Origin of the sequence: Ectobacillus ponti (assembly GCF_024294785.1) — a bacterium.
In the GTDB taxonomy this organism is placed as follows: Bacteria; Bacillota; Bacilli; order Bacillales; family Bacillaceae_G; genus Ectobacillus; species Ectobacillus ponti.
In genome coordinates, this window is record NZ_JANCLT010000011.1 from 1 (window position 1) to 22450 (window position 22450).

At 50.4% G+C, this 22450-nt stretch carries 26 protein-coding genes and 2 tRNA genes; 25 read left to right on the top strand and 3 right to left on the bottom strand.

What is annotated here, in order from left to right; all coding sequences use genetic code 11:
- Positions 1 to 2: 2 nt before the first annotated feature.
- A tRNA-Gly gene (locus NK662_RS17510) sits at positions 3 to 77 on the top strand.
- A 3-nt stretch (positions 78 to 80) separates the two neighbouring features.
- A tRNA-Pro gene (locus tag NK662_RS17515) sits at positions 81 to 154 on the top strand.
- A 207-nt stretch (positions 155 to 361) separates the two neighbouring features.
- On the opposite strand, the gene NK662_RS17520 is transcribed toward NK662_RS17515, so the two are convergent.
- Positions 362 to 589 carry an alpha/beta-type small acid-soluble spore protein gene (locus tag NK662_RS17520; RefSeq protein ID WP_254760244.1) on the bottom strand — a complete coding sequence of 76 codons (228 nt, stop codon included), beginning with the start codon at positions 587 to 589 and terminating at the stop codon, positions 362 to 364.
- Between the two features lie 232 nt (positions 590 to 821).
- Here NK662_RS17520 and NK662_RS17525 point away from each other — a divergent pair, with 232 nt between their 5' ends.
- The 3 genes from NK662_RS17525 (at position 822) to NK662_RS17535 (ending at position 2405) form a co-directional block, all read left to right on the top strand.
- Positions 822 to 1607 carry a CPBP family intramembrane glutamic endopeptidase gene (locus NK662_RS17525; RefSeq protein WP_254760245.1) on the top strand — a complete coding sequence of 262 codons (786 nt, stop codon included), beginning with the start codon at positions 822 to 824 and terminating at the stop codon, positions 1605 to 1607.
- 119 nt (positions 1608 to 1726) lie between these two features.
- Positions 1727 to 2053, top strand: a complete 327-nt coding sequence (locus NK662_RS17530; RefSeq protein WP_254760246.1) for a hypothetical protein — start codon at positions 1727 to 1729, stop codon at positions 2051 to 2053.
- Between the two features lie 214 nt (positions 2054 to 2267).
- Positions 2268 to 2405: a hypothetical protein gene (locus NK662_RS17535; protein ID WP_254760247.1), complete on the top strand. Its 138-nt coding sequence runs from the start codon at positions 2268 to 2270 to the stop codon at positions 2403 to 2405.
- A gap of 84 nt (positions 2406 to 2489) precedes the next feature.
- On the opposite strand, the gene NK662_RS17540 is transcribed toward NK662_RS17535, so the two are convergent.
- Positions 2490 to 3239 (bottom strand): SDR family oxidoreductase, encoded by a 750-nt coding sequence (locus tag NK662_RS17540; protein WP_254760248.1) that lies wholly within the window; start codon positions 3237 to 3239, stop codon positions 2490 to 2492.
- Positions 3240 to 3423: 184 nt separating this feature from the next.
- Between NK662_RS17540 and NK662_RS17545 the strand changes: the two genes are divergently transcribed.
- The 7 genes from NK662_RS17545 to yodN all read left to right on the top strand — a co-directional run bounded on the left by NK662_RS17545 (position 3424) and on the right by yodN (position 8751).
- Positions 3424 to 4206, top strand: coding sequence for an ABC transporter ATP-binding protein (locus NK662_RS17545; RefSeq protein ID WP_254760249.1), 783 nt, complete (start codon positions 3424 to 3426; stop codon positions 4204 to 4206).
- Between the two features lie 176 nt (positions 4207 to 4382).
- Positions 4383 to 5015 (top strand): TetR/AcrR family transcriptional regulator, encoded by a 633-nt coding sequence (locus NK662_RS17550; RefSeq protein WP_254760250.1) that lies wholly within the window; start codon positions 4383 to 4385, stop codon positions 5013 to 5015.
- Positions 5016 to 5020: 5 nt separating this feature from the next.
- Positions 5021 to 5911 carry an ABC transporter ATP-binding protein gene (locus tag NK662_RS17555; RefSeq protein ID WP_254760251.1) on the top strand — a complete coding sequence of 297 codons (891 nt, stop codon included), beginning with the start codon at positions 5021 to 5023 and terminating at the stop codon, positions 5909 to 5911.
- A complete protein-coding gene (locus NK662_RS17560; RefSeq protein ID WP_254760252.1) occupies positions 5908 to 6705 on the top strand; it encodes an ABC transporter permease subunit in 798 nt (265 codons plus the stop codon). Before NK662_RS17555 ends, NK662_RS17560 begins: the two co-directional genes overlap by 4 nt.
- A 13-nt stretch (positions 6706 to 6718) precedes the next feature.
- On the top strand, positions 6719 to 7513 hold the full coding sequence (locus tag NK662_RS17565; protein WP_254760253.1) for an ABC transporter permease subunit: 795 nt from the start codon (positions 6719 to 6721) through the stop codon (positions 7511 to 7513).
- Between the two features lie 81 nt (positions 7514 to 7594).
- Positions 7595 to 7810: a YozE family protein gene (locus NK662_RS17570; RefSeq protein WP_254760254.1), complete on the top strand. Its 216-nt coding sequence runs from the start codon at positions 7595 to 7597 to the stop codon at positions 7808 to 7810.
- A gap of 278 nt (positions 7811 to 8088) precedes the next feature.
- Positions 8089 to 8751, top strand: coding sequence for a germination protein YodN (gene yodN / locus NK662_RS17575; protein ID WP_254760255.1), 663 nt, complete (start codon positions 8089 to 8091; stop codon positions 8749 to 8751).
- A gap of 6 nt (positions 8752 to 8757) precedes the next feature.
- Here yodN and NK662_RS17580 read toward each other — a convergent pair whose 3' ends face one another.
- Positions 8758 to 8934 (bottom strand): DUF3930 family protein, encoded by a 177-nt coding sequence (locus tag NK662_RS17580; protein WP_254760256.1) that lies wholly within the window; start codon positions 8932 to 8934, stop codon positions 8758 to 8760.
- A 157-nt stretch (positions 8935 to 9091) separates the two neighbouring features.
- On the opposite strand from NK662_RS17580, the gene NK662_RS17585 reads away from it, so the two are divergent.
- From NK662_RS17585 to NK662_RS17645, 13 genes are all read left to right on the top strand, one after another.
- Positions 9092 to 9268 carry a YozD family protein gene (locus NK662_RS17585; protein WP_254760257.1) on the top strand — a complete coding sequence of 59 codons (177 nt, stop codon included), beginning with the start codon at positions 9092 to 9094 and terminating at the stop codon, positions 9266 to 9268.
- Between the two features lie 155 nt (positions 9269 to 9423).
- Positions 9424 to 9594, top strand: coding sequence for a hypothetical protein (locus tag NK662_RS17590; RefSeq protein ID WP_254760258.1), 171 nt, complete (start codon positions 9424 to 9426; stop codon positions 9592 to 9594).
- The gene (locus NK662_RS17595) at positions 9594 to 10415 is read left to right on the top strand and encodes a serine/threonine protein kinase (protein WP_254760259.1); all 822 of its coding nucleotides are present in this window, start codon (positions 9594 to 9596) and stop codon (positions 10413 to 10415) included. The genes NK662_RS17590 and NK662_RS17595 overlap by 1 nt, the downstream gene beginning before the upstream one ends.
- Positions 10397 to 11161, top strand: coding sequence for a sporulation protein (locus tag NK662_RS17600; protein ID WP_254760260.1), 765 nt, complete (start codon positions 10397 to 10399; stop codon positions 11159 to 11161). The genes NK662_RS17595 and NK662_RS17600 overlap by 19 nt, the downstream gene beginning before the upstream one ends.
- A gap of 73 nt (positions 11162 to 11234) precedes the next feature.
- On the top strand, positions 11235 to 11846 hold the full coding sequence (locus NK662_RS17605; RefSeq protein WP_254760261.1) for a phosphatase PAP2 family protein: 612 nt from the start codon (positions 11235 to 11237) through the stop codon (positions 11844 to 11846).
- A 149-nt stretch (positions 11847 to 11995) separates the two neighbouring features.
- The gene (locus tag NK662_RS17610; protein ID WP_254760262.1) at positions 11996 to 12469 is read left to right on the top strand and encodes a hypothetical protein; all 474 of its coding nucleotides are present in this window, start codon (positions 11996 to 11998) and stop codon (positions 12467 to 12469) included.
- A 290-nt stretch (positions 12470 to 12759) separates the two neighbouring features.
- A complete protein-coding gene (locus NK662_RS17615; RefSeq protein WP_254760263.1) occupies positions 12760 to 13077 on the top strand; it encodes a thioredoxin family protein in 318 nt (105 codons plus the stop codon).
- Positions 13078 to 13379: 302 nt separating this feature from the next.
- On the top strand, positions 13380 to 13619 hold the full coding sequence (locus NK662_RS17620; protein WP_254760264.1) for a DUF2584 family protein: 240 nt from the start codon (positions 13380 to 13382) through the stop codon (positions 13617 to 13619).
- 14 nt (positions 13620 to 13633) lie between these two features.
- Complete coding sequence (locus tag NK662_RS17625; RefSeq protein ID WP_254760265.1) at positions 13634 to 14791, top strand: exonuclease SbcCD subunit D; 1158 nt, start codon at positions 13634 to 13636, stop codon at positions 14789 to 14791.
- Positions 14788 to 17877 (top strand): AAA family ATPase, encoded by a 3090-nt coding sequence (locus tag NK662_RS17630; protein WP_254760266.1) that lies wholly within the window; start codon positions 14788 to 14790, stop codon positions 17875 to 17877. The genes NK662_RS17625 and NK662_RS17630 overlap by 4 nt, the downstream gene beginning before the upstream one ends.
- 171 nt (positions 17878 to 18048) lie before the next feature.
- Complete coding sequence (locus tag NK662_RS17635; protein ID WP_254760267.1) at positions 18049 to 19749, top strand: methyl-accepting chemotaxis protein; 1701 nt, start codon at positions 18049 to 18051, stop codon at positions 19747 to 19749.
- 146 nt (positions 19750 to 19895) lie between these two features.
- A complete protein-coding gene (locus tag NK662_RS17640) occupies positions 19896 to 21086 on the top strand; it encodes a hypothetical protein (RefSeq protein WP_254760268.1) in 1191 nt (396 codons plus the stop codon).
- A 212-nt stretch (positions 21087 to 21298) separates the two neighbouring features.
- The gene (locus NK662_RS17645; RefSeq protein WP_254760269.1) at positions 21299 to 22444 is read left to right on the top strand and encodes an acyl-CoA dehydrogenase; all 1146 of its coding nucleotides are present in this window, start codon (positions 21299 to 21301) and stop codon (positions 22442 to 22444) included.
- Positions 22445 to 22450 lie beyond the last annotated feature (6 nt).

Consider the following 22450-nt stretch of genomic DNA (forward strand, 5'->3'; position numbering starts at 1 on the left):
TTGCGGAAGTAGTTCAGTGGTAGAATACAACCTTGCCAAGGTTGGGGTCGCGGGTTCGAATCCCGTCTTCCGCTCCAGAACGGGAAGTAGCTCAGCTTGGTAGAGCACTTGGTTTGGGACCAAGGGGTCGCAGGTTCGAATCCTGTCTTCCCGATTTTGATATCATCATGAAAAAGAACTTGCCTTATATATCCCGAAATGGGAGGTGCGAGGCAAGTTCTTTTTTGCTTTTTCCTGCGGAAAGCGGCTTATAATGATGGAATAAAAAAGCATACTACCTATCTATGCTTGGCATTTATCATACATAGTAAGGAAAAGCACAGCCTTCCAAATGGGAGATGCTGTGCTTTTTTATATAAGCTTAGTGAGTGCGATATTGGGAGTTTAAGCTTTCTTCCGCCATACGCACCAGGCGCTTTGTAATTTCACCGCCGACAGAGCCGTTGGCGCGGGATGTAGTATCAGGTCCAAGCTGCACACCAAACTCCTGTGCAATTTCATACTTCATTTGCTCAATTGCGCTTGCTGCTGCGGCAATCAGCAGTTCATTGTTGTTGCGGTTAGAAGAAGTTTCGTAGTTGCGTTGCATGTGTGTTTTCCTCCTAAAAGTGTGTTTGACAAGCTTGTAGCTATATCTTGTACGGGCAACATGAAAATATGTATATGCCAAGGTGAAAAATAATAAAAAATGATACTTTTACCTTCTTCCTGAAGCCTGGTCATATGACTGCTGCAGTAATAGTTATGACCGGCAGCACTGGCTGATGTGACCGGATTTCTTGATAATGAGAAATAAGGAAACAAGGAGAGGAAGATGAAATATGAAAATCTGGTTATATCAACGCCCTATTTTATTTGCGGTTCTTGCTTTCATTGTCAGCAGAGCAGTGGGAGGAGTACTGTTTCTGTCTGCTCAATTGCTGTACCCGGATCTTGATCCTATTGCAGACTTGAGTTGGCTGCTGCCGGCAGGATTTGCCGGTGTGCTTCTGTTTCTTGTGTACGGGATGGGGATAGATAATGAGAGCGGATTTGTAAAAACAGCTTCTACCCGAGAATGGATCATCTGGGCTCCGGCACTTATGCTGCCAGCCTTTATCCTATGGAGCCAAGGCATCCAAGCAATGGGGGGAATGCATGCAGGGATGCTTGCAATTGCAGCGTTAGGAATTGCAATGAATGAGGAAATCTTGTTCCGCGGGCTGTTTATGAGGGGATTCATGAGATATGGAAGCTTCCCTGCAATATTTGTGCCGGCCGTCTTGTTTGGTTTCATTCATGCAGGAAATCTGTTGGCTGGCGGAGACGCAGTCTTTACAATCCTGCAGGTGATTTGGGCAACAGCCGGCGGTATTGCCTTTGCGGCAATACGGCTTCGCACAAAGAGTTTGTATCCGTGCATCGTCATCCATTTTATTGTAGATTTTGCAGAATACATCAGTACGGGGGAAACTGGAATTCATCAAGCATCCATGCGGCTTACGTCAATGCTGCAACTGCTTATACTGTTTTTGGTGTTCATGGCATATGCGCTCGTCTTGTTCTGGAAGGATCACTCTGAAACAAAGAACCCCCATATGGAAGCTGCGGAAAGAGCAAGTTTGTAGACGGTCTGTTCCATAACCTGTTCAGAGATCCAAGCTAGATAGAGATATACCGCGGAGCAGCTGAATATAATGAAGAGGGCCGCATGTCTTCATTATATTCAGTGAAGGTGGGATGAGTAATGAAGCATACCATTCATCGGTGCAATTGCCGTAAGGTCTGGACAGTTCAAAATCGGAAAAGGCGGGTCACCGCCAGCTCCATTTTGCTGGACGGCAGCTGGAGTGTGGAGGTGAAGCCGCAGCGCAGGTGTAATCCAAAAGGGTTTGTGGTTGCCAAACAACAGAGCGTGATCTTACATCCGCCTCCGGAGCTGATTGCTGAGTTTATCGTATCCGGCCAGCTGTTATACAACAAGGAACAGGTTGCCTTCAATGTCCAGACGGGGGAAGGCTTGTATTTTGCCGCGGACGGAGCCTGTTATCTGTTGCGGCGGGGTGATGAATAAAATTCTGCCAGCCGGTTTCAACTATGAAGTGAGCAGCCATACTGATGGTACGGCTGCTTTTTTTGCATAAATTGGGCGTATCTTTTATCTATTTCACACAAATTGTTATAATACAGAGTTGACAAATTAAAACTGTTTTAATACAATGATAGTACGAAGTCACAAAGTGTACAAAAATATGGGTGCAGCAACTGCTGCGAGGAGGAATAGAAGAATGGAAATGTATACAGAGGCGTACAAGCGGTATTCTGAAAAGTGTCAACGATTCGGCATTCACAGCATTGATTTTTTGTCATTTATCCAGAGCCTGACGACAGAACAAATTCTGTTGATGCTCGGCGATGCGGATTGAGGTGACGGCAGTGAACAGCGATGTTGAGGTGCGACTACAATAGAGCCATCCATTCTCCTGTACATGGAAAATGGATGGCTCTTATTATTTAACGCGATTATAAATATTTGCGACAGCTTCATCAATCTCATCTCGGGACATACGCAGCGCCTTGGCGGATGTGCCATAGCCAATTTCCTGCTGTCCTCGTGCCAATCCCTCGAAAATACCATCGGCAAATTCGTTCACCGGTACACCGAAGGTATGCAGCCCTGCTCCGCCCAAATCTGTGTTGACTGCCGGCGGTGCAATTTCGATCACTTCCACAGCTGTCGCTGAAAGCTGATGGCGCAGGCTCATGGAGAAGGAGTGCAGTGCCGCTTTTGTTGCGGAATAAATCGGCGCGATCGGCATCGGAGTGAACGCGAGACCGGATGTTACGTTTAGAATAGCAGCCTCTTCCTGCTTGGCCAAGAACGGGGCAAACAGCATAGCCAAATGAATGGGGGCTTCCATGTTCGCCGCAATTTCCTTGCTGAAGTAGCTCCAGTTCTCCTTCGCATTCGTCTCCAGCACCTTAAAGCGCTGTTGAACGCCGGCATTGTTCACAATGACGTTGAGCTTCGGATAGGTGCTTGTTGCCCAGTCAAACAGCGCGATGCGGTCTTCTTCCACTGTTACATCGCATACACGGGTAATGAGACCCGGCAGCTTTGCTTGCGCTTCTTGCAGCTTGTCCTCCCGTCTGCCGCATGCAATGACGGTATTTCCCGCTTTGATAAAGCGCTCCGTAAAGGCCAGTCCGATGCCACTGGCCCCGCCGGTAATGAGTATGGTGTTTCCTGATTGCTTCATCATCATTCCTCTTTTCTCCAGGCTGTTTGTATCCTATTGTACCGCTCTCTTGCTGGAACTCCAAATGCGGCTGTCCATAAAATCCGACACAAACAGCTGAGAAAGTAAAAAAAGCTGACAGATTGCCATTTTAATTCAATATTCTAATTTGTTATACTATTTCGAAAGGAGAGGAGAGAAAAGGATGACAGATGTACTGCAAGTGGAGAATGTATTCTGGAGACGGGAAGGGAAGGAAGTGCTTTCGGACGTCAGCTGGCGAGTGCAAAAAGGAGAGCACTGGGCGCTGCTTGGGCTGAATGGCTCCGGCAAAACAACGCTGCTGAACATGGTCAACGGCTACTTGTGGCCGACTGCCGGAACGGTGCAGGTGCTGGGGCAGGAGTACGGAGCGGTAAAGGTCTCTGAGGTGCGCAAGCAAATTGGGTGGGTCAGCTCTTCGCTGCAGGAGCGGCTGTATGGGGAGAGTTCGGCGGAGGAGATCGTGATCAGCGGCAAGTATGCTTCCATTGGTCTGTATGATGAGGTGACGGCAGCTGATATGGAACGGGCTGTTTCCCTGGTGGAGCTGCTGGGCTGCGCCCATTTGCGGGGGCGGAGCTATGGAACCTGTTCGCAGGGAGAAAAGCAAAAGCTGCTGATTGCAAGAGCGCTTATGGCTGATCCGCAGCTTTTGGTTTTGGACGAGCCGTGCAGTGGGCTCGATATCTTTTCACGGCAAAGCCTGCTGGACAGCATTCAGCAACTGGCAAGCCTGCCAGATGGACCGACTTTAATCTATGTCACGCATCATGTGGAAGAAATTACACCAGTCTTCAGCCATGCACTGCTGCTGCGGCGCGGGGAGGTGTTTGGATCGGGACGGGCGGATGAACTCCTGACGGATGGGCAATTGTCAGCATTTTTCGAGCGATCGGTGCAGGTGGAGCAGCGTGGAAGCATAAAATTGGTACATATTGTTTGCTGACGGAGGCAAAAAAGGGTGATTCTGTATCGCAGGAGCACTCTTTTTTTTTTGGCGGAAACCAGGAATATGCTGTCACATAATCGCTGTAGAATAAGATTGACCGAAGTGGTCACAGAGAATACAATGAAATTGACCACGCTGGTCAATATACTGGTTGCATGAAAGGAGGGAGCTTCGTGGTGGCGAAGTTTTTGAATCTTGAGCCGGAGAAGCAGGAGCGTATTCTTAATGCGTCAATGAAGGAGTTTGCGGGAAAAGGGTATGAGCAGGCTTCCACCAATGCAATTGTCAAGGAGGCCGGCATTTCCAAAGGGCTGTTGTTTCACTATTTTCAAAATAAGAAGCAGCTGTACTTGTTTTTGTATGACTATTGTCTGGATTTGGTCGTACAGGATGTGTTTGCCCGCATGGATTTGAGTGAAACAGATTTTTTTCAGCGGCTCCGCCAGGCAACGCAGGTGAAGATGGAACTGCTGCGGCGCTATCCGGAGCTGTTCCGTTTTTTGGAGGAGGTATACATGGAGCAGGCCGCCGAGGTGAAGCCCGAACTGGAGGGCCGGCATCAGCGCCTGACGGAGGCCAATATGGGCCGGATGTTTGCCGGAGTGGACTTCTCGCGTTTCCGGGAGGATTTGGATTTGCAGAAAATGCTGCATGTAGTTGTGTGGACCTTTGAGAAGTTTGGGGAAGAGGAGCTGCGCAAAGCCAAGCTGTCTCCCGTGTATGCACCGGACTATGACCGCATGTTTGCGGAGGCAGAGGAATACTTTGAAGTTTTCATAACGTGCTTCTATAAAGGGAAGGGATGAGTGGGATGAAGGCCATTGAGGTGCAGCATTTGACAAAAACATACGGCAGCTCCAGAGGCATCACAGATATCAGCTTCTCGGTGGAGGAAGGCGAAATATTTGGCTTCATCGGCCCGAATGGGGCCGGCAAATCCACCACCATCCGGACCATGCTTTCGCTCATCTATCCTACAAGCGGCACGGTCACGATTTTCGGCAAGGATTCTGTGAAGGAAGGTCCGGAAGTGAAACAGGAGATCGGCTATCTGCCATCGGAAGTATTCTATTATGACAGCATGAAGGTAAAGGATTTGCTTGCGTATTCCGCCAGCTTCTACAAAAAGGATTGCCGCAAGCGGATGCATGAATTGGCGGAAATCATGAGCCTGGATTTGAACAAAAAAATTGAGGATTTGTCCTTTGGCAATAAGAAAAAGGTCGGCATCGTGCAGGGGCTGCTGCATGAGCCAAAGCTGATCATTCTCGATGAGCCGACAAGCGGACTGGATCCGCTGATGCAGCAAACCTTCTTTCATGTATTAGAGGAGGAAAACAGAAAAGGGGCAACCATCCTCTTCTCTTCCCATATTCTGAGCGAGGTGCAGCGGTTGTGCAACCGTGTTGCCATCATTAAAGAGGGGTGTCTGGTGGCAGTCGAGAAAATCAGTGTGCTGCGGGAGAATAATCATAAGCGCTTTAAGCTGGAGACGGGGTCCCCAATTGCGCAGGAGCAGCTGGATGTTCCCGGAGTCAGCCAGCTGAAAACAGAAAATGGCACTACAACATTTTTGTTCCGGGGGGATTTGAATGTAATCATTGCCAAGCTGACGGGGCTGGACCTGAGAAATCTATGGATTGAGGAGCCTGATTTAGAAGAAATTTTCATGCACTATTATGAAAAGGAGCCGAAGCAATGAACATGTTTTGGCATGAACTGCGGGTCTATCGGAAGTCCACTGTGATTTGGAGCTTGTCTATGGTTGTATTGACGGTTATCAGCTTGTCCATGTTTCCGGCCATTTCCCGGGATGCGGCGGATTTCCAACGTATTTTGGAGGGATATCCGGAGGGAGTGCGGAAGGCGTTCGGCATTTCCATCGACAGCGTTTCAACCTTTCTTGGATTCTACTCGTATATATTTGGCTACGTGCTGCTGTGCGGCGCCATGCAGGCAATGCATCTCGGGCTGTCTATCCTGTCCAAGGAGATGCGGGAGAAAACAGCGGATTTCCTGTTGACAAAGCCGGTGACACGGACACAGATTGTTTCCGCAAAACTTGCCGCCGCGGTTGTTTCCTTAGCTGTCACAAGCCTTGTGTATGTGGCTGCGGCAGCTGTCAGCGCTGCGGCAGTTTCGGAGAAGCCGGTTGACGGAAAGCTGTTTCTCATGGTATCTATTCCGGTATTCTTTGTACAGCTGATGTTCTTGGCGCTCGGCCTGCTTCTATCTGTGCTGCTGCCGGGCATCAAATCCGTGCTGTCTGTCTCGCTTACCGCTGTATTCGGCTTCTTCATCATCGGTATGCTTGGTTCTGCCTTTGATGAGGAGGCGGTTCGTTATGCAACACCGTTCCGTTATTATGATGCTGCTTATATTATCCGCCATGGTGCCTACGAGCCCATCTTTTTGGTGATGGAAGGCATCATCGTCATAGCGGCGGTGGCAGGGGCGTATTGGATGTATCAAAAGAAAGATGTGCATGCGGTGTGAGGGGGACAGTGCGATGAATATATGGATGAGGGAAATGCGAATGGCCCAAAAACCGCTCTTGCTTTGGTGTATCGGCGTGATTCTGCTTGTGGCCAGCGGCATGGCCAAGTACGGCGGCATGTCAGCATCCGGCCAATCCATGCAGGATTTGATCGCCGCCATGCCGAAATCCCTGCAGGTCATGATGGGGATGGGCGGCTTTGATTTATCGACGGCAAGGGGCTATTATGGTGTGCTTTACTTGTACCTTCTGCTGGCAGTGTCCATTCATGCTGTCATGCTGGGCGCGAACAGCATTGCCAGGGAGGAACGGGACCGCACGGCAGAATTTTTGCTGGCAAAGCCCGTGTCGCGGCATCGGGTTGTGGGTGCAAAGCTTGCAGCTGCCGCTTCGCAGGTCCTCATTGTCAATGCGGTGTCCCTTGCGGCATCCCTGCAGCTGGTGCAATACTACAGCAAGGGAAAAGAGGATTTGGGCCCGGTTGCGGTGCTGCTTGGCGGCATGCTGCTGGTGCAGCTGCTGTTTCTGCATCTCGGCGCTTGTCTGGCAGCGGCAATTCTGCCGCAGCGGGCTGCTGCGGCGGGGGCGGGGATTTTGCTGATTACCTTCTTTCTATCCTTTTTGATACAGCTGAATGAAAATCTGGCCTGTTTAAGGTACATCACTCCGTTTCAATACTATGAAGCCAGCCGGGTGCTGTCTTCTGGGAGACTAGAGCCTGTTTTTGTCGGGCTGTCACTCCTGCTGCTGGGGATCTTCATCATTCTGACGTATGCGGGATTTCATAAACGCGATCTGCGTGTGTAACGTTTGGGAGACCGGCATATTCCATGCTGGTCTTTTTGCATGGAGGTGTGTATAATGAAGCCAAAAAAAGGGGGGCAAGCCTTGAAAAAATCTTTTTACCATTACATGATGAAGCACAGGGACAGCTTTATAAGGGATGACCTGTCCATACTGGCGCAGCTTATGTATCACGACCACAGCTTTCCCAAGCACTCTTCCAGCTATGAAGAATTGAGCTCTTATCTGGAGCTGAGCGGGATGCTGGACAGCATGTCCGTATTCGACCGCGCCTGGGAATATTATAGCGAGGATGTATAGGCAGCACGCTCATGCACTTGAGTGTGCTGCTTTTCTATAGACGGACAAGGGGATTTCAAGAAGTCATCAGCAAAAAAAAGGCTGTTTGATGGGTTGCGGTCATGGGAAGAGAGAGGCTGGAGCCCGCCCTTTCGAAGCAAACCCATATAAAAGCGGGCTTTTCTCATACCGCCGCAAAAGAAAATTCAGCACCGCAATGATAAGCGTTTTCTTTCCCTATGCATATACTGGTATCGTCAGCACAGTCTATCAATCACGGCTCGGGGGAGAGGGTCACATTGTCGAGAAAGAAACAACCGAAATATAATGTTGGCGATATAGTCGTGATTACGTTGTACGGCACAGTCGGGAAGATTACGAACATTAAGCTTCTGGACGGCGCTTATGTATATGAAGTCAACAATCACGACGGCTTATATGCCGAGCATACATTACAACTTATTACAGATTATGAGGGACGGAATGTGGAGAAAGAATGGATTGAATTGAATTATAAGTTTACCTTTGGCGATTTGGTGCAGGTGACAGGTTATGAAAAGGACGTATTCCGCATAGTCGGGTACCGTACTGAGGTATGGCGCTACAAGAATGACTCTTGGGAAGATACAATTTATGAATTAAGTCGCATTACAGATGGCGAATGGCTGGAGGCTGACGAATCCGACCTTGTTCTCTTGGCAAATGCCCAAATGGCCAACAGCATTTTAAAGAAGCTGAAAAATGATAAGGCCGGCATCAACAAGCTCGACCTGGAAAAGCTGAAATCGGTCAACAGCTCCAAACGCGGCGGCATTAAGACGAGCCGGAAGGAGATCATTGACGGACTGCTTGATATATATAATGATTACCGGGAGCTGTATGATACATTCCAGGATGAAGAGTACAAGATTGTGATGGACCTTGTCCGAAAGTACTTAACGAAGCTGACGGAGAAAAAATAGTGGAATTTAGAGAGAAAAAAGGATTTGCAGCAACAAATACATCGTGTAAGGTATGCCTGCTACCCCTGCAAACACAAGCAGCACTCGAATGAAACGGTCGCACATTGCACCAAAGGTCTCGCCTGCAAACACATCCATCCATGTGTCCTCTTCGTGTTCTTCTGCCATCCATTCCTTGTTCATCTTTGTTCCTCCTCATCAACAGCTTGTACTACATGGGTATGCGCTGTCTTCTTCTTCTATGACAATTACATAGACTTCTTCCCCCAGAAAAATGTTTCGGGCTTAGACACATATTTTGCAATTTCCCTCATAAAACAGAACTAAAGGGGTGATGAGTGTGAAAGAAATTGAAGTAGTCATTGACACGGAAGAGATTGCCGAATTCTTTTACAATCAATTAATCCAAAGGGGCTACGCGCCTGCGCCAGAGGAGATTGAGGAGCTGGCCGATATTACGTTCGATTATTTGCTGGAAAAGTGCATGATCGACGAGATTTTTGAGGAAGAAGAATAACAGGTGAGAGCGACGACGGGAATAGACTCGTCGTTTTTCATGTTTATTGCAAACTATCACTATGGAGATTTGGTATTGTTTGGTATAATGAAAGAGAGTATGTGCATTCTTTGCTTCTGTACAGATAGAAGCTATTTTTTCAAAGAGGTGATGGTATGCTAAAGAAGATTTTAAAGGCATTGCTCGGCCAATCCCATAAGCATCGGTATTCCAGCAGCGACTATCATAAGCATCACAAGCATTATAATCACCATCAGTACGGCCACGGCCATTATAAGAAGAAGCATAAGAGCCACAGCTTCTTCTCCAGCTTCCTCAGCAGCTGATGAGGGATTGGCTGCAGCGCATTGCAGCTCTTTGGGACCGGCCCTGGAACATCGGGACGCTCATCGGGGAGAAATACCGGCTGGAGCGTTTGCTGGGGGCAGGCAGCTATGGCTTTGCCTATGCAGCAACGGATTGTATCTCCAGCCAGCAGGTTGTCATCAAGCAGCTGCGCAGAAGCAAGCAGTTGCAGGAAGCGGGGCGCAAGTCGTTTCAATACGAGCAGAACATCTTGCGGCAGCTGTCCCATCCAAGCATTCCACGGTTTCGGGAGGCGTTTGTCTGGCAGGACAGCAGCTGCTTTGTAATGGACTATATACAGGGCAAGACGTTTGAGGATCTCATCTTCAGCGAACAGGCTGTATTTCCGGAAGCGGATGCCTTTTTGGTTGTGGAGCGGATCTTACAAATTGTCCGGTACATTCATGCACAGGGAATTGTACACCGTGATTTGCGGATTCCGAATATCATCTTGTCAGGCGGGGAACTCTATATCATCGACTTTGGTCTGGCGCGCCCGGCTGGTGATTGGGAAGAGCGGGAAGCCTCATTTTCCGGCACGAAAAGGTATATGCGGGAAACGCAGTATCGCAGTGACTTTTATGCACTTGGCCATTTTCTGCTGTTTCTTCTGTATTCCGGCTATGAGCCAAAGAAGCGGGAGCAGCCCTGGTATGAGGAATTGGCATTATCGGCTGCAGCCCGTCACAGCATCAGGCGGATGCTGCAGATGGAAGCACCTTACGAGCATGCAGATGAGATATTGGCTGACGTTCAGATGATTGTGAAAGGGCGGGAGAAGGCATGTTTCAAAAGATATTAGCAAGCATCGGTGTTGGGGCGGCAAAGGTGGATACGGTACTGCAGCAGGAGCATTGCTATGCGGGGGATCCGGTCCGCGGCGCGGTCCGGATTGAAGGCGGCGCGGTGGAGCAGCAGATCGACAGCATCTATCTTGTGCTGTCCATGCTGTATACAAAGGAAGCGGATGACAGGAAAGTGAAGGTCCAATATGATTTGGACCGGTTCCAATTGACGGAGCCAATCCTCATTTCTCCCGGGGAAAAACGGGAGGTGCCATTTTCCTTTCTGCTGCCGCTTGAAACGCCGGTTACGTTCGGCTCGCGCAGTGTGTGGGTGAGCACTGGGTTGGATATTAAGAACAGCATCGATCCGACAGACCGGGACTACCTGGAGGTGCTGCCGAGCCCCCTGCTCGGAAAAGTGCTGGAGAGTGTGCAGAGTTTGGGATTCCGTCTGCGCCAAGCAGAGTGTGAGGAACTGCCGCATCGGCTGCGCCAGCATGTTCCGTTTGCACAGGAGTTTGAGTTTGTGCCTACAAGCGGTCCGTTCCACCGCAAGCTCGATGAGCTGGAGCTGCTTGTGCTGCCGGTTGCGAAGGATGAGCTGGAAATTGTGATGGAGATCGACCGCAAAGCAAGGGGGCTGGCCGGACTGCTCTCGGAAGCGATGGATTTGGATGAAACGCGTGTCCGTTTCCGTGTGGTTCCGCAGGACTTGCCGCAGTTTGCCGGCAAACTGGAGCAAATGATTTTTCGCTATTGCTGATGCATAGAAAACAAAACGGAGGGGAAACTAAGTTCACCCTCCGTTTTGCCGTGCGTAAGACGGAGATAACCTCATGTATATGGACGTGAAAACGGATATGCTGAAAAAATGGACGGTACATGCTGCTGTCTTGCTTACTGTACGCTTGGGAATTGTTATACTATGCATCAAGCATGGCGCTCTTGCTGAACGGAGCCCCGTGTGGCTGGTCACATCCGTTTGGAATGGAATCAGAGTCGGGGCGCCCTTTGTCATCCTTCTTCTTTTATACGCACTTGCTTGCAACCAAGTGCTTGCGGCTTTGCTGCAGGCTGCAGTTCTGCACGGTTCCAGCTGGCTGGAAAGGGGCCTTGACCTTTGGTATGAGCGGACGAGGCCGGATATGGGGGCTTTAATGACAGCCACCAGCTACAGTGTGCCAAGCAGCTATACAATGAATGCCACTGCGTTTCTTGGATGTGCCGCTTACTTAACCATTACAGAGCAGCGCCTCACCTTGCTGCAGAAGCTGTTATTTATCATTGGCATGACATGTTTGACAGTATGCGCAATCAGAGGCGGCGTAGCGATGGGGCTTCACGCGCCAGCGAGCATATGGGCTGGGGTTTGGGCTGGCATCGGCTGGCTGCTGGTATGCATGCTGTTTCATCATTTCGGCCGATTTGCTGCAAGACAGCAGACGTAAAAATGTTCACAAATTAGTAAGAAGAACTGGGCGAATTCTGTATTAAGTTCCCAGTTCAGTGGGGTACAATAGAAATAGATAGTTCTATACCCTTTGTTATAATAAGGGATATGAACTGTTTCATGCACCAAACCTGGGAGGGAATGACCATGTCGTTTGCTTATAAGAAAAGAGAATTTGAAGATATTTTTGCTTGGGCAGAAGACGGCAACTCCAAATGCTTTTACTGCAGAGATAAGGAAGATGCGCCGCTGGCAGTGGCCTTGGTGCATGGCAAAGGAATCTGCCATGCTTGTCTGGAACGGTTTGAAATCGGCCACCTTGGGGCAGACCGCCACGTTGTCGACCATATCGCTCCGGAGTTTCAGTCCCGCGAAGAAGCGCTCCGTTGGTTTAAGCAGTATGGAGAAGTGCATTTTGTGGATGTGGTGGATGAAGAGCAGGATGACGTGTACATTTATCATTTCGTAAATGATCCGGAGAAATACAGGAAATATCAAGAAATGCTGGAAGAGATGAGAAGCAAGGGGCATTTGGTGCACCTGCTGGATGACCGTGAAGTGGAAATGAGCTACAACAGCCTGGAGATTCATAAGGACGGAAGATACAGCATTGTATCGTAGAAAAACGGCAAAGACCCTCTTTGCCGTTTTTGCCTGTAATTCTTACGGGTACTATGTGAGTTGCCGGCAAGCTTGACCGCTGCGAGAAGCCCTATCATTGTGCCGCGGCCACCCTCACGAGACGAAAGTTTCCTCACCAAGAGTAACAAATGACGATTAAGCGGGTCTATATAAGCATGCGTTGGCATTGTGGCAGATCGGAAGCATGTTGCAGCGGGCCAAAGAGTTTGACATTTCTTTGTGAGAGAGCGTATAAAGAAAGAGCATACATACAGCAAGGAGGGATTTTGATGGAACGCATTACAACTGCAGAAGCATTTCAGGAGATCATTTCTGGCGAAACACCGGTTGTTGTGAAATTCTTTACAACATGGTGCCCGGATTGTGTCCGGATGGACAACTTTATTGGCGATGTGATGGAAGAGTACAGCCGCTTTGCCTGGTACGAAATCAACAAGGATGAGTTCCCGGCGATTGCGGAGGAATATCAGGTAATGGGCATTCCGAGCCTGCTGGTGTTTGAAGCCGGCAACAAAATCGGCCATTTGCACAGTGCAAATGCCAAAACAGAGGAGCAGGTGGTCGAATTCCTGCAGCCATATTATTAAGGAGCAAGGGAGCCGTTAACGGCTCCTTCTTCTTTTATGGCCGCCCCTCTGTGAGCCAAACAAGCCCCCTTCGCTTTTCTCATGTCCAGCTGCGGGAACTGGCGCACTGCCAGGGAGAACCCATCCGCCTAAAAGGCAAACAGCGCCTTTTAGCGGCTGGAATCTCCCCTCTGTGAGCCAAACAAGCCCCCTTCGCTTTTCTCATAAAAAATTCAGAAAATGGCGAGATTTTCACTTCCCTTGTCAAGGCGGATTTGGCAAGATAGTATGGAAGGGAGAAGTTCAAGAAGGGGGTCTTGTTAATGAAGTTTGAAATTCATACAAGCATTTTGACAAATGATTTGGAAATGCGGGCCGATGCAGAACACAACCTGTTTGAACTTACGGTGGAGGGCTACCATCTGTATCCGCTGCAGGAAGCTGTAACGCTGTACCGGACGGAAAAAGAGAAAATTGGAACAGCTGTGCCAAAGAGAATCTCCTGGGAAGAAGGGAAGACGATTCTTCTCTATCAATTAGTGTCCCTTCATTCTGTCAATTAAGGAGCATAAAAAGGATGAAATTTTTTCACACTGCCGACTGGCATTTAGGAAAGCTTGTTCATGGTGTATACATGACGCGTGACCAGGAGTATGTGCTGGCACAATTCATAGAAGCAGTACGGCAGGAGCGCCCGGATGCAGTTGTCATCGCGGGCGATTTGTATGACCGTGCCGTGCCGCCGACTGAAGCTGTAGAGCTATTAAACCGTGTGTTGAAAATGATTGTAATAGATTTAGAGACACCTGTGCTCGCGATTGCCGGAAACCACGACAGCCCGGACCGGGTGCATTTTGGCAGCGAGCTCATGAAGGAAACGGGTCTGCACCTTGTGGGACAGTTCCGCCATCCGCATGAGACGGCGGTGCTGCAAGATGCGTACGGGGAGGTACACTTCCACCTTGTACCGTACGCGGACCCGAATATGGTCCGGTCCGCGATGGGGAATGAAGATATTCGCTCTCACGATGACGCGATGCGTATACTCGTGCAATCCATAACAGAGGCCATGGATCCGGCAGCCCGTCATGTATTTGTCGGACATGCCTTTGTTACCCCAAGCGGAGAAAAGGAAGAAAATACAAGCGAGAGTGAGCGCCCGTTATCTATTGGCGGCGCGGAATATGTCAGCAGCCATTATTTTGCCCCATTCCATTATACAGCGCTCGGGCATCTGCATCAGGCTCATCACGTCCGGGACGAGCGGATTCGCTACGCCGGCTCCCCGCTGAAGTATTCTGTTTCAGAGGAGCATCACAACAAGGGCTTCTATATCGTGGATCTGGACGGGGAAGGGAATGTGAAGGCGGAAAAACGGGAGCTGGCGCCAGCCCGTGATATGCGTTCCGTGGAAGCGCTGCTGGATGACCTGTTGCGCCATGAAACGAATGAGGATTATGTCTTTGTCCGTTTGCTGGATGAAGCGCCAGTGCTGCAGCCGATGGAAAAAATCCGGTCAGTGTATCCAAATGCCATGCACGTGGAGCGAGTCATCACCCGCCGGACAGATACAGGTGAAGAACAGGCAGATGTCTCCCGCCGCAAGATGGATGACGCCACCCTGCTGCAGTCCTTTTTCCGAGAGATGAAGGGCAAGGAGCTGTCTCAGACGCAGCAGCGTCTGTTCACTGAGCTATTGGAGGAAATGGGGCAGCAGGAGGGAGAGCGCGGATGAGACCGATTCAGTTGACCATTACGGCATTCGGACCGTATAAGCATCAGGAAATGATAGATTTTACGGAACTGGGAGAGCATCGGCTGTTCTCGATCTCCGGGAATACCGGCGCCGGCAAAACCACGATTTTTGATGCGCTTTGCTACGCCTTGTACGGTGAGGCAAGCGGTGAGGAGCGGAGCGACCCGGGCATGCTGCGCAGCCATTTCGCCGAGGATGATGTGCCGACCTCTGTGGAGCTGACGTTTGCCATTAAGGGGCACAGCTATCATGTGATGCGGCAAATGGCCCATAAAAAAAAGGGAAATAAGACAGCAACCGGCGGATCTGTTGCTTTGTATGAGGTTGTCGACGGAGAAAGAATTCCCTGCGTTGATAGATTTCACGTAACGGATGTAAATCAAAAGATCGAACAGGTCATCGGCTTGAACAAAAACCAGTTCAGCCAAATTGTCATGCTGCCGCAGGGGGAGTTCCGCAGGCTGCTGACATCAGAAACAGAAAATAAAGAGGAGATTTTGCGGCGCATTTTTAAAACAGACCGTTATAAGCTCATGAAAGAGGCGCTGGACCGTAAGCGCAAGGCGCAGCAGGGCTATATCGACCAGAAGCGGAATGAGCGCGCCATTCATTTCCGCAGCGCCTTGAAGCTGCCTGACCGTCCGGATGCCATCCTCACAAGGCTGCGGGAACAGGAGCATATCAACGGTTATCAGATGCTGGAAGCATTGGATGAAGAGCTGCAGTTTTATAAGAGCGAAACGGTAAGGCTGGAACAGCAGGATGAAATGTACGGCGATATGCTGCAGCAAAAGCAGGAAGCGTATCACCATGCCAAGCATATTAATGAACGGTTTGCCGAGCTGGCCCAAAAGGAGCAGGCCTACGAGGAGCTGCTGGCGAAGCAGGAGGAAATGAAGCGGGAAGAGGCGCGTCTGCAGATGGCAAATGCCGCAGCTTTACTGCAGTCCTTCGAACAGGCGTATTTGCAGGCGGTTCAGACAGCCGGCCAAGCAGAGCAGGAGCAGCTGTCCCTGGCAGCCCGGAACGGACAAGTGCAGCAGCAATTTCAAACTGCATCGATCCGTTATGAGGCTGAGAAGGAAAGGGAGCAGGAGCGCGAGGACAGCAAAGAGCTGCTTCGGGTGCTGGAGGATCTGCGCCCTGTTCTCAAAACATTTGCGGAAAGAGAGCGGCAAATGCGTGCCGCCCAACTGCATCTCGAACAAGTGCAGCAGCAGCTGCAGGCATCTGAAGATGAGCAAGAAGCTTGTCTGCGGCAGCGGAAGGAGCTGTCCCAGTCCTTGCTGACGCAGGAATCGGCTCTGCAGGGGCTCGTGGAGAAAAACGAAGAACTTCTTGCCATGCGGGGAGACGCTGCAATCTTCCGGGATTACTTTAAGGCTGTAAAGGCTGAAGAGGAAGAACGGGCAGCATTGGCTGCGGCACAGCAGAACCTGGAGCAGGAAGAACGGAAGCATGAAGCAGTGCTGCAAAGCTGGCTGTCCGGGCAAGCCGCGCAGCTGGCCGCTCATTTGGCGGATGGTGCGCCTTGTCCGGTTTGCGGCAGCCATGAGCATCCGCATAAAGCAGCATCGCATCAGCAAATCAGCAAGCAGCAGCTGGAAGAAGCCCAACACGCCAAGAATGCAGCTTATCTTCGTTTTTCAGAAGCGCAGGGGCGATGGCATGCCAACAAAGAGCAGGCGGCGCAGCGGCTGCAGGAGCTGTGCGAGCGGGAGTATGATGTAAGCCGTGTGGAGGAGGTATACCAGGCCTTTGTTCAGCGGGGGAAGCAGCTACATGCTGAAGTCTCACAGCTTGGCGGGCTGAAGCAGCAGCATGCCGGGGAAAAGCTTCGCTTGCAGGAGCTGGAAGCACGGCTGGAGCAGAGCATGTTGCGCAAAGCAGCATTGGAACGGCAGCACCGCGGGCTGCAGAGCGCGTTCACCGAGCAGCGTCTGGCATACGAGGAAAGCAAGCGGAAAATTCCGGCGGAGCTGGGTACGCTGGAGGCTTGGCAGGCGCGGTATGCAAAGGCCACGGCAGCCCGTAACGCCCTGGAGCAGGCTTGGGCATCAGCACAGGCTGAGTATCAGCATCTCATTGGTGAGCAGGCGGCAATTGCTGCTGCATGGGAAGCGGCGAAACAGCAACAGGAAAAAGCGCATGCCGCCCGGTGTGAACAGGAAGCCTGTTTCCAAGAAAAACTGGAGGAGGCGGCTTTTGCCGGCCGGGACAGCTATGAAGCGGCCAAGCTTCCGGCCGCAGTATGCCGCCAAATTGAGGAAAGCCTGCGTGCCTATCATGCGGCACTCGGTGCTACAGGGCAGCAGATTGCCGATATCCGGGCAGGCTTGTCCGGCAAGCAATGGCGGGATTTGAGCAGCCTGCAGGAGGAGCTTGTCGTGCTGGAGCAGCGGGTGAAGCATATGCAGGACCAATTGCACCGAATCCGTTTGTTGAACGATGGAATTGTCGGGTTATATCAGGAAATTTTCGCAATTGAAGAGGAAATTCGGGACAAAGAGGCAGAGTTCCAGGAGCTGGCCGAGCTGTATGAGGTGATAAAAGGAGATAATGAAAGCCGGATTTCCTTTGAACGCTATATCCTCATTGAGTACCTGGAGCAAATTGTCCAAGCGGCAAATGAGCGGCTGCGCAGGCTCTCAAACGGCCAATTTTCGTTAAAACGGAGCGACCGTGTGGAAAAACGCAATCGCCAAAGCGGTCTCGGCCTGGATGTGTACGACAGTTATACGGGCCAAACGCGGGATGTCAAGACGTTATCGGGCGGCGAAAAATTCAATGCCTCGCTTTGCTTGGCCCTTGGGATGGCTGATGTCATTCAGGCATTTGAAGGCGGAATTTCCATTGAAACGATGTTCATTGACGAGGGCTTCGGATCCTTGGATGAAGAGTCGTTGACCAAAGCAATTGATGCCCTGATTGACCTGCAGAAATCAGGGAGACTGATTGGTGTCATTTCGCATGTGCAGGAGCTGAAGCAAGCTCTGCCGGCCGTCCTGGAGGTTGTGAAGCAGAAGGACGGCAGCAGCCGGACAAAATTCATTGTACAGCAGTAACAGGCATACCTCAGGGAGTCGTCTCTGAGGTATGCTTTTCTCAAATTTAAAATTTCATTTACTGTAATGAGCTGACAAAACACAACACCAACATTTCCCGCTAAATTTTTTATGCTTTGTCCTTTATACTTTATTTAAGTGGTTAAATATAAGGATTTTAGGGGGTTGTGCATGCGAATGGGAAAAATGCGGTCTATTGGCACGAAAATGAACTTCTTGTTCCTGGCTGCCTTCTTATTGCTGGGTGCAGTTTTGACGTATGCAGCCAACATTGAAATGACCAAAGGAATGAAGAATACAATCATCCATAAAGTGCAGTCAGATTTGCAGATGAGCTATGCTTATATAGATGAGAAGTATCCGGGAGATTGGTCTGTCCAAAACGGAGAGCTGTGGAAGGGCAAGACCAAAATGAGCGGAAATTTCGGCGCGGTGGATGAGGTTGGCAAGCTGACGGGAGATACAGTTACTTTGTTTCTTGCGGACACGCGAGTCGCAACAAACGTAATGGTGAATGGCAAACGGGCAGTAGGCACACAAGTGTCGGCCCAAGTGGCGCAAAAAGTGCTGCAGGAACAGCAAACCTTTATTGGAGAAGCAAAGGTTGTGAATAAGCCGTATCAGACTGCTTACCGTCCGATTCAGGATGGGAGCAACAAGGTAATCGGGATTTGGTACGTCGGGGTGTCCCAAGAGTCGATCAACAGCGCTGTTCTTTCTTTTCTGACGGTATTTTGCGCAGTTCTTGGCGCGGTTATCCTATTGACGCTAGTCGCCGTGCTGTTGTTTACCAGACGGATGAAGCAGCGCATTCAGCGGATTGTGTCTGCTCTGCAGGCAGCAGGAAATGGCGATTTCACGGTGCACGTGCAGGATGATACAGAAGACGAAATTGGCATGATTGCGAGAGGATATGAGCAAATGCAGCAGAACCTGCAGCATTTGGTGCGCAATGTAAGTGATATGGCAGAGCAGGTCGCTGCTTCCTCAGAGCAGCTGACAGCAAGTGCGGAGCAAACAGCCGAGGCGTCTCTTCACGTAGCGGAGGCGGCCCAAGGGTTTGCCCAAGGAGCTGAAACACAAGGACAGCTGATTCTGCAGCGTGCCGCAGCAGTCAGCCAAATGAAGGAGCGGGTCGCGGATATTGCCACGAGCACACACATTGTTTCGGAGGTAACAAGCGGGACAACGTTGCAGGCAGAGCAAGGAGAGCAGCTGGTTGAGGAAACGGTGCATCAAATGTCTTCTATCCATGATTCCGTTTCCATTACAGATGAAGCAATCAGACAGCTGCATGACCGGTCGCAGGAGATTGGCAATATTTTAAGTGTCATGCAAGGGATTTCAGAGCAGACCAATTTATTGGCCTTGAATGCTTCTATTGAGGCGGCCCGGGCGGGTGAACATGGCAAGGGCTTTGCAGTTGTGGCGGAGGAGGTGCGGAAGCTGGCTGAGCAATCCCAGGCGGCCGCTTCGGAAATTGCCCAACTGATTGGCACGACCCGCGAGGATGCAAGCAAATCTGTTGCAGCGATGAGGGAGGTAAGCGATAACGTGGCAGCCGGTCTGCGAATAAGCCGCCAAGCGGCAGAGAAATTCCGTTCCATTCTGCAGGGCATGCAGGATTTGGTGCCGCGTATCCAGGATATTTCTGCAGTGGCCCGGCATATGTCCGCGGAGGCGCAGGAGACGGCCGGCGGCATGCAGGAAATTGCGAAAATGTCGGCTCAGGCGACAGCTTCGGTACAGCAGGTGGCAGCCGCCACGGAAGAGCAAAGCGCTTCCATGGAAGAAGTAAAAATGCTGGCCGACAAGCTGGAAGCAGGGGCGCAAAGTCTGCAGGATGTGACTTCTTCATTTCGTATTTCATAATATACAAACAGCTGAAGGGTGTTCCTTCAGCTGTTTGTATGGGTGATTTTAAATTTCACATACCATAAGACAAAATAAGACATAAAATAAACAAAAAAGTACATAGTATAAAATAGCAAATTAAATATGTATAGGATGAAAACAAAATGACAAGTGCAGGAATTGTTATAGGCTTCACCTTGATTGCCATTGCCGGTATTTTTCTGATTTGGAAATGGAGCAGCCGCTATGAAGAAGTGCAGCGCAGCGCCCGCGCCTTATACGAAGAACGGGAACAGCTGCTTGGCGAAAAAGCGCTGCTGCGGGAAAAGGAGCAGCAGCTGCAGCAGCTGCTGTATCAACAGGAAGCGGGCATTCTCGCTGTACTTCCGGCAGTGCAGGCGCTCCGCAGCAGGAAAACTGACAAGCTGCTGCGGCACACTGTCCAGGTATTGCAGGCGATGTTCCGGTCAGAAGCATGCGGCATATACCAGGTTGAAGGCACGGCGCTGAAACAGCTGTACGGTATCCACATGCCGCAGCTGCTGCTGCAGGAGGAGGCCCCTTCCTTTTACAAAAGGCTGCTGTTCCAGGAGGAAATCACCATTAAAGCGCCTCACGATGAAAGAGCGGCACCTATTCTGGCAGGGCTTGTACAGGGGAATGGCCAACGGTATGCCGCTGTTGTAAAGCAAATGGACATTCAGTGCTTTACGGAGCATAACCTGGGGCTATTGTCTCTGCTTCTGCATCTGCTGGAGCAGCATTTTCAGGGAACCATAGAGGCGCCGTCCTTATATGCCAAATACGAGGAACTGCTGCGTTCACTGCTGCAGTCGGCTGCCGGACAGAGCCGGCGCTTTTCGTTGGAGGGAGAACGGGAAGCTGTCTCCTTGCAAATATTGCAAAACAGCTATGAACAGCGGGTGCAGGATTTGCAAGGCCGGCTCTCTTCCTTGAATGCCGAAAGCTATTTGGACTTTTGCCGGGTCTGTCATGACTATGCTGAAAGCGGCATTCCGAAGGGAATGCGGCTCGAACGGCTGTATGAGCAGCTGCGGGAAGCGGCAAGCACCGGCCATGCTTATTTTCCGGCTCTTTCACAATTTCTGGACGAGCTTATGTTTGTCTATTTGAAAACCGGGAAGGATGAGCTGGCACAGGAGACAGCCAAGCGGATGGTCAAGCAATTTCCAAAGCAGGCGCGAAGCTATGTGCGCCTGTTGGAATACTATTTTCACAGCGGCGAGTTTTTGCAGCTCCCGGATATTTATCGCAAGCTTATCCATAACGTAGGCAGCAGCCGCATCCCGCCGTCCTTTCTGCCGTTTCTGCAAATGCTTGCCAAGATGGAGTGAAAAGAAAAAACGACAAAAACATACAAATAAAATCCTCATTGTTGTAGAACAATGAGGATTTTTTGTTGCCCATTGCTACAAAAAATGTTTTACAATAGAAATAATGACAGAATTATCCTACTCATCCAAATATAGTTTTGACTTCTAGAACCAGCCCCGGCTGCAGCAGAAAATCTCGCATTCTGTCAAAAGAGCGAAAAGGAGTGTGGAACATGGAGTTTACGCTGACAAGAGAAAAACAAATGATTAAGGATATGGTGCGCGATTTTGCAGAAAAGGAAATTGCTCCGCACGCAGTGTACTATGACCGTACAGGGGAATTCCCGTATGATACGTTTCAAAAGATGGGCGAGTTGGGTCTGCTTGGCATTCCATTCCCTGAGGAGTATGGCGGTTCAGGCGGCGACACGCTTTCCTATGCGCTGGCTGTAGAGGAAATCGGCCGTGCTTGCGGCGGTACAGGGCTCAGCTATGCCGCCACCATTTCCCTTGGCGCCTCGCCGATTTACTATTTTGGAACAGAGGAGCAAAAGCGCAAATATTTGGTTCCGATGGCCTCCGGCAAAACGTTGGGCGCATTCGGGCTGACAGAACCCAATGCCGGTTCTGATGCGGGAGGGACACAAACAAAGGCTGTCATTGATGGGGATGAATATGTGATTAACGGCGAGAAGTGCTGGATTACAAATGCCGAGTATGCCAAAACCATTATTGTAACCGCTGTCAATGGCGTGGATGAACGCGGCAAGAAAAAGATTTCTGCGTTTATTGTGCCGACTGATTCTGACGGCCTGACGATTTCCAGCCCATACGATAAGATGGGGGTCCGCGCTTCCAATACATGCGAAATTATTTTGGAAAATGTGCGTGTGCCGAAGGAAAATATTCTCGGTGATGCAGACAAAGGCTTCAGCCAGTTTCTGTATACGTTGGACGGCGGACGGATTTCCATTGCGGCGCTTGCTGTAGGAATCGCGCAGGCTGCCTTTGAACGTGCCCTTGCCTATTCAAAGGAGCGCAAGCAATTCGGAAAAAGCATTTCCAGCTTCCAGGCAATCCAGTTTAAGCTGGCAGATATGGCGACTGAAATTGAATTGGCCCGCAATCTGGTGCATAAGGCTGCCTGGCTGAAGGATAACAGCAAACCGTTCGGCAAGGAAGCGGCCATGGCAAAGCTGTTCGCTTCCGAAATGGCAAGCCGCACAGCCAATCAGGCCGTGCAAATTCACGGTGGCTACGGCTACATGAAGGAATATGAAGTGGAGCGCTACGTGCGCGATGCAAAGCTCCTGGAAATTGGTGAGGGAACATCTGAAATTCAGCGTCTTGTTATCTCCAGACATTTAGGCTGCCGCTAAGGAGGG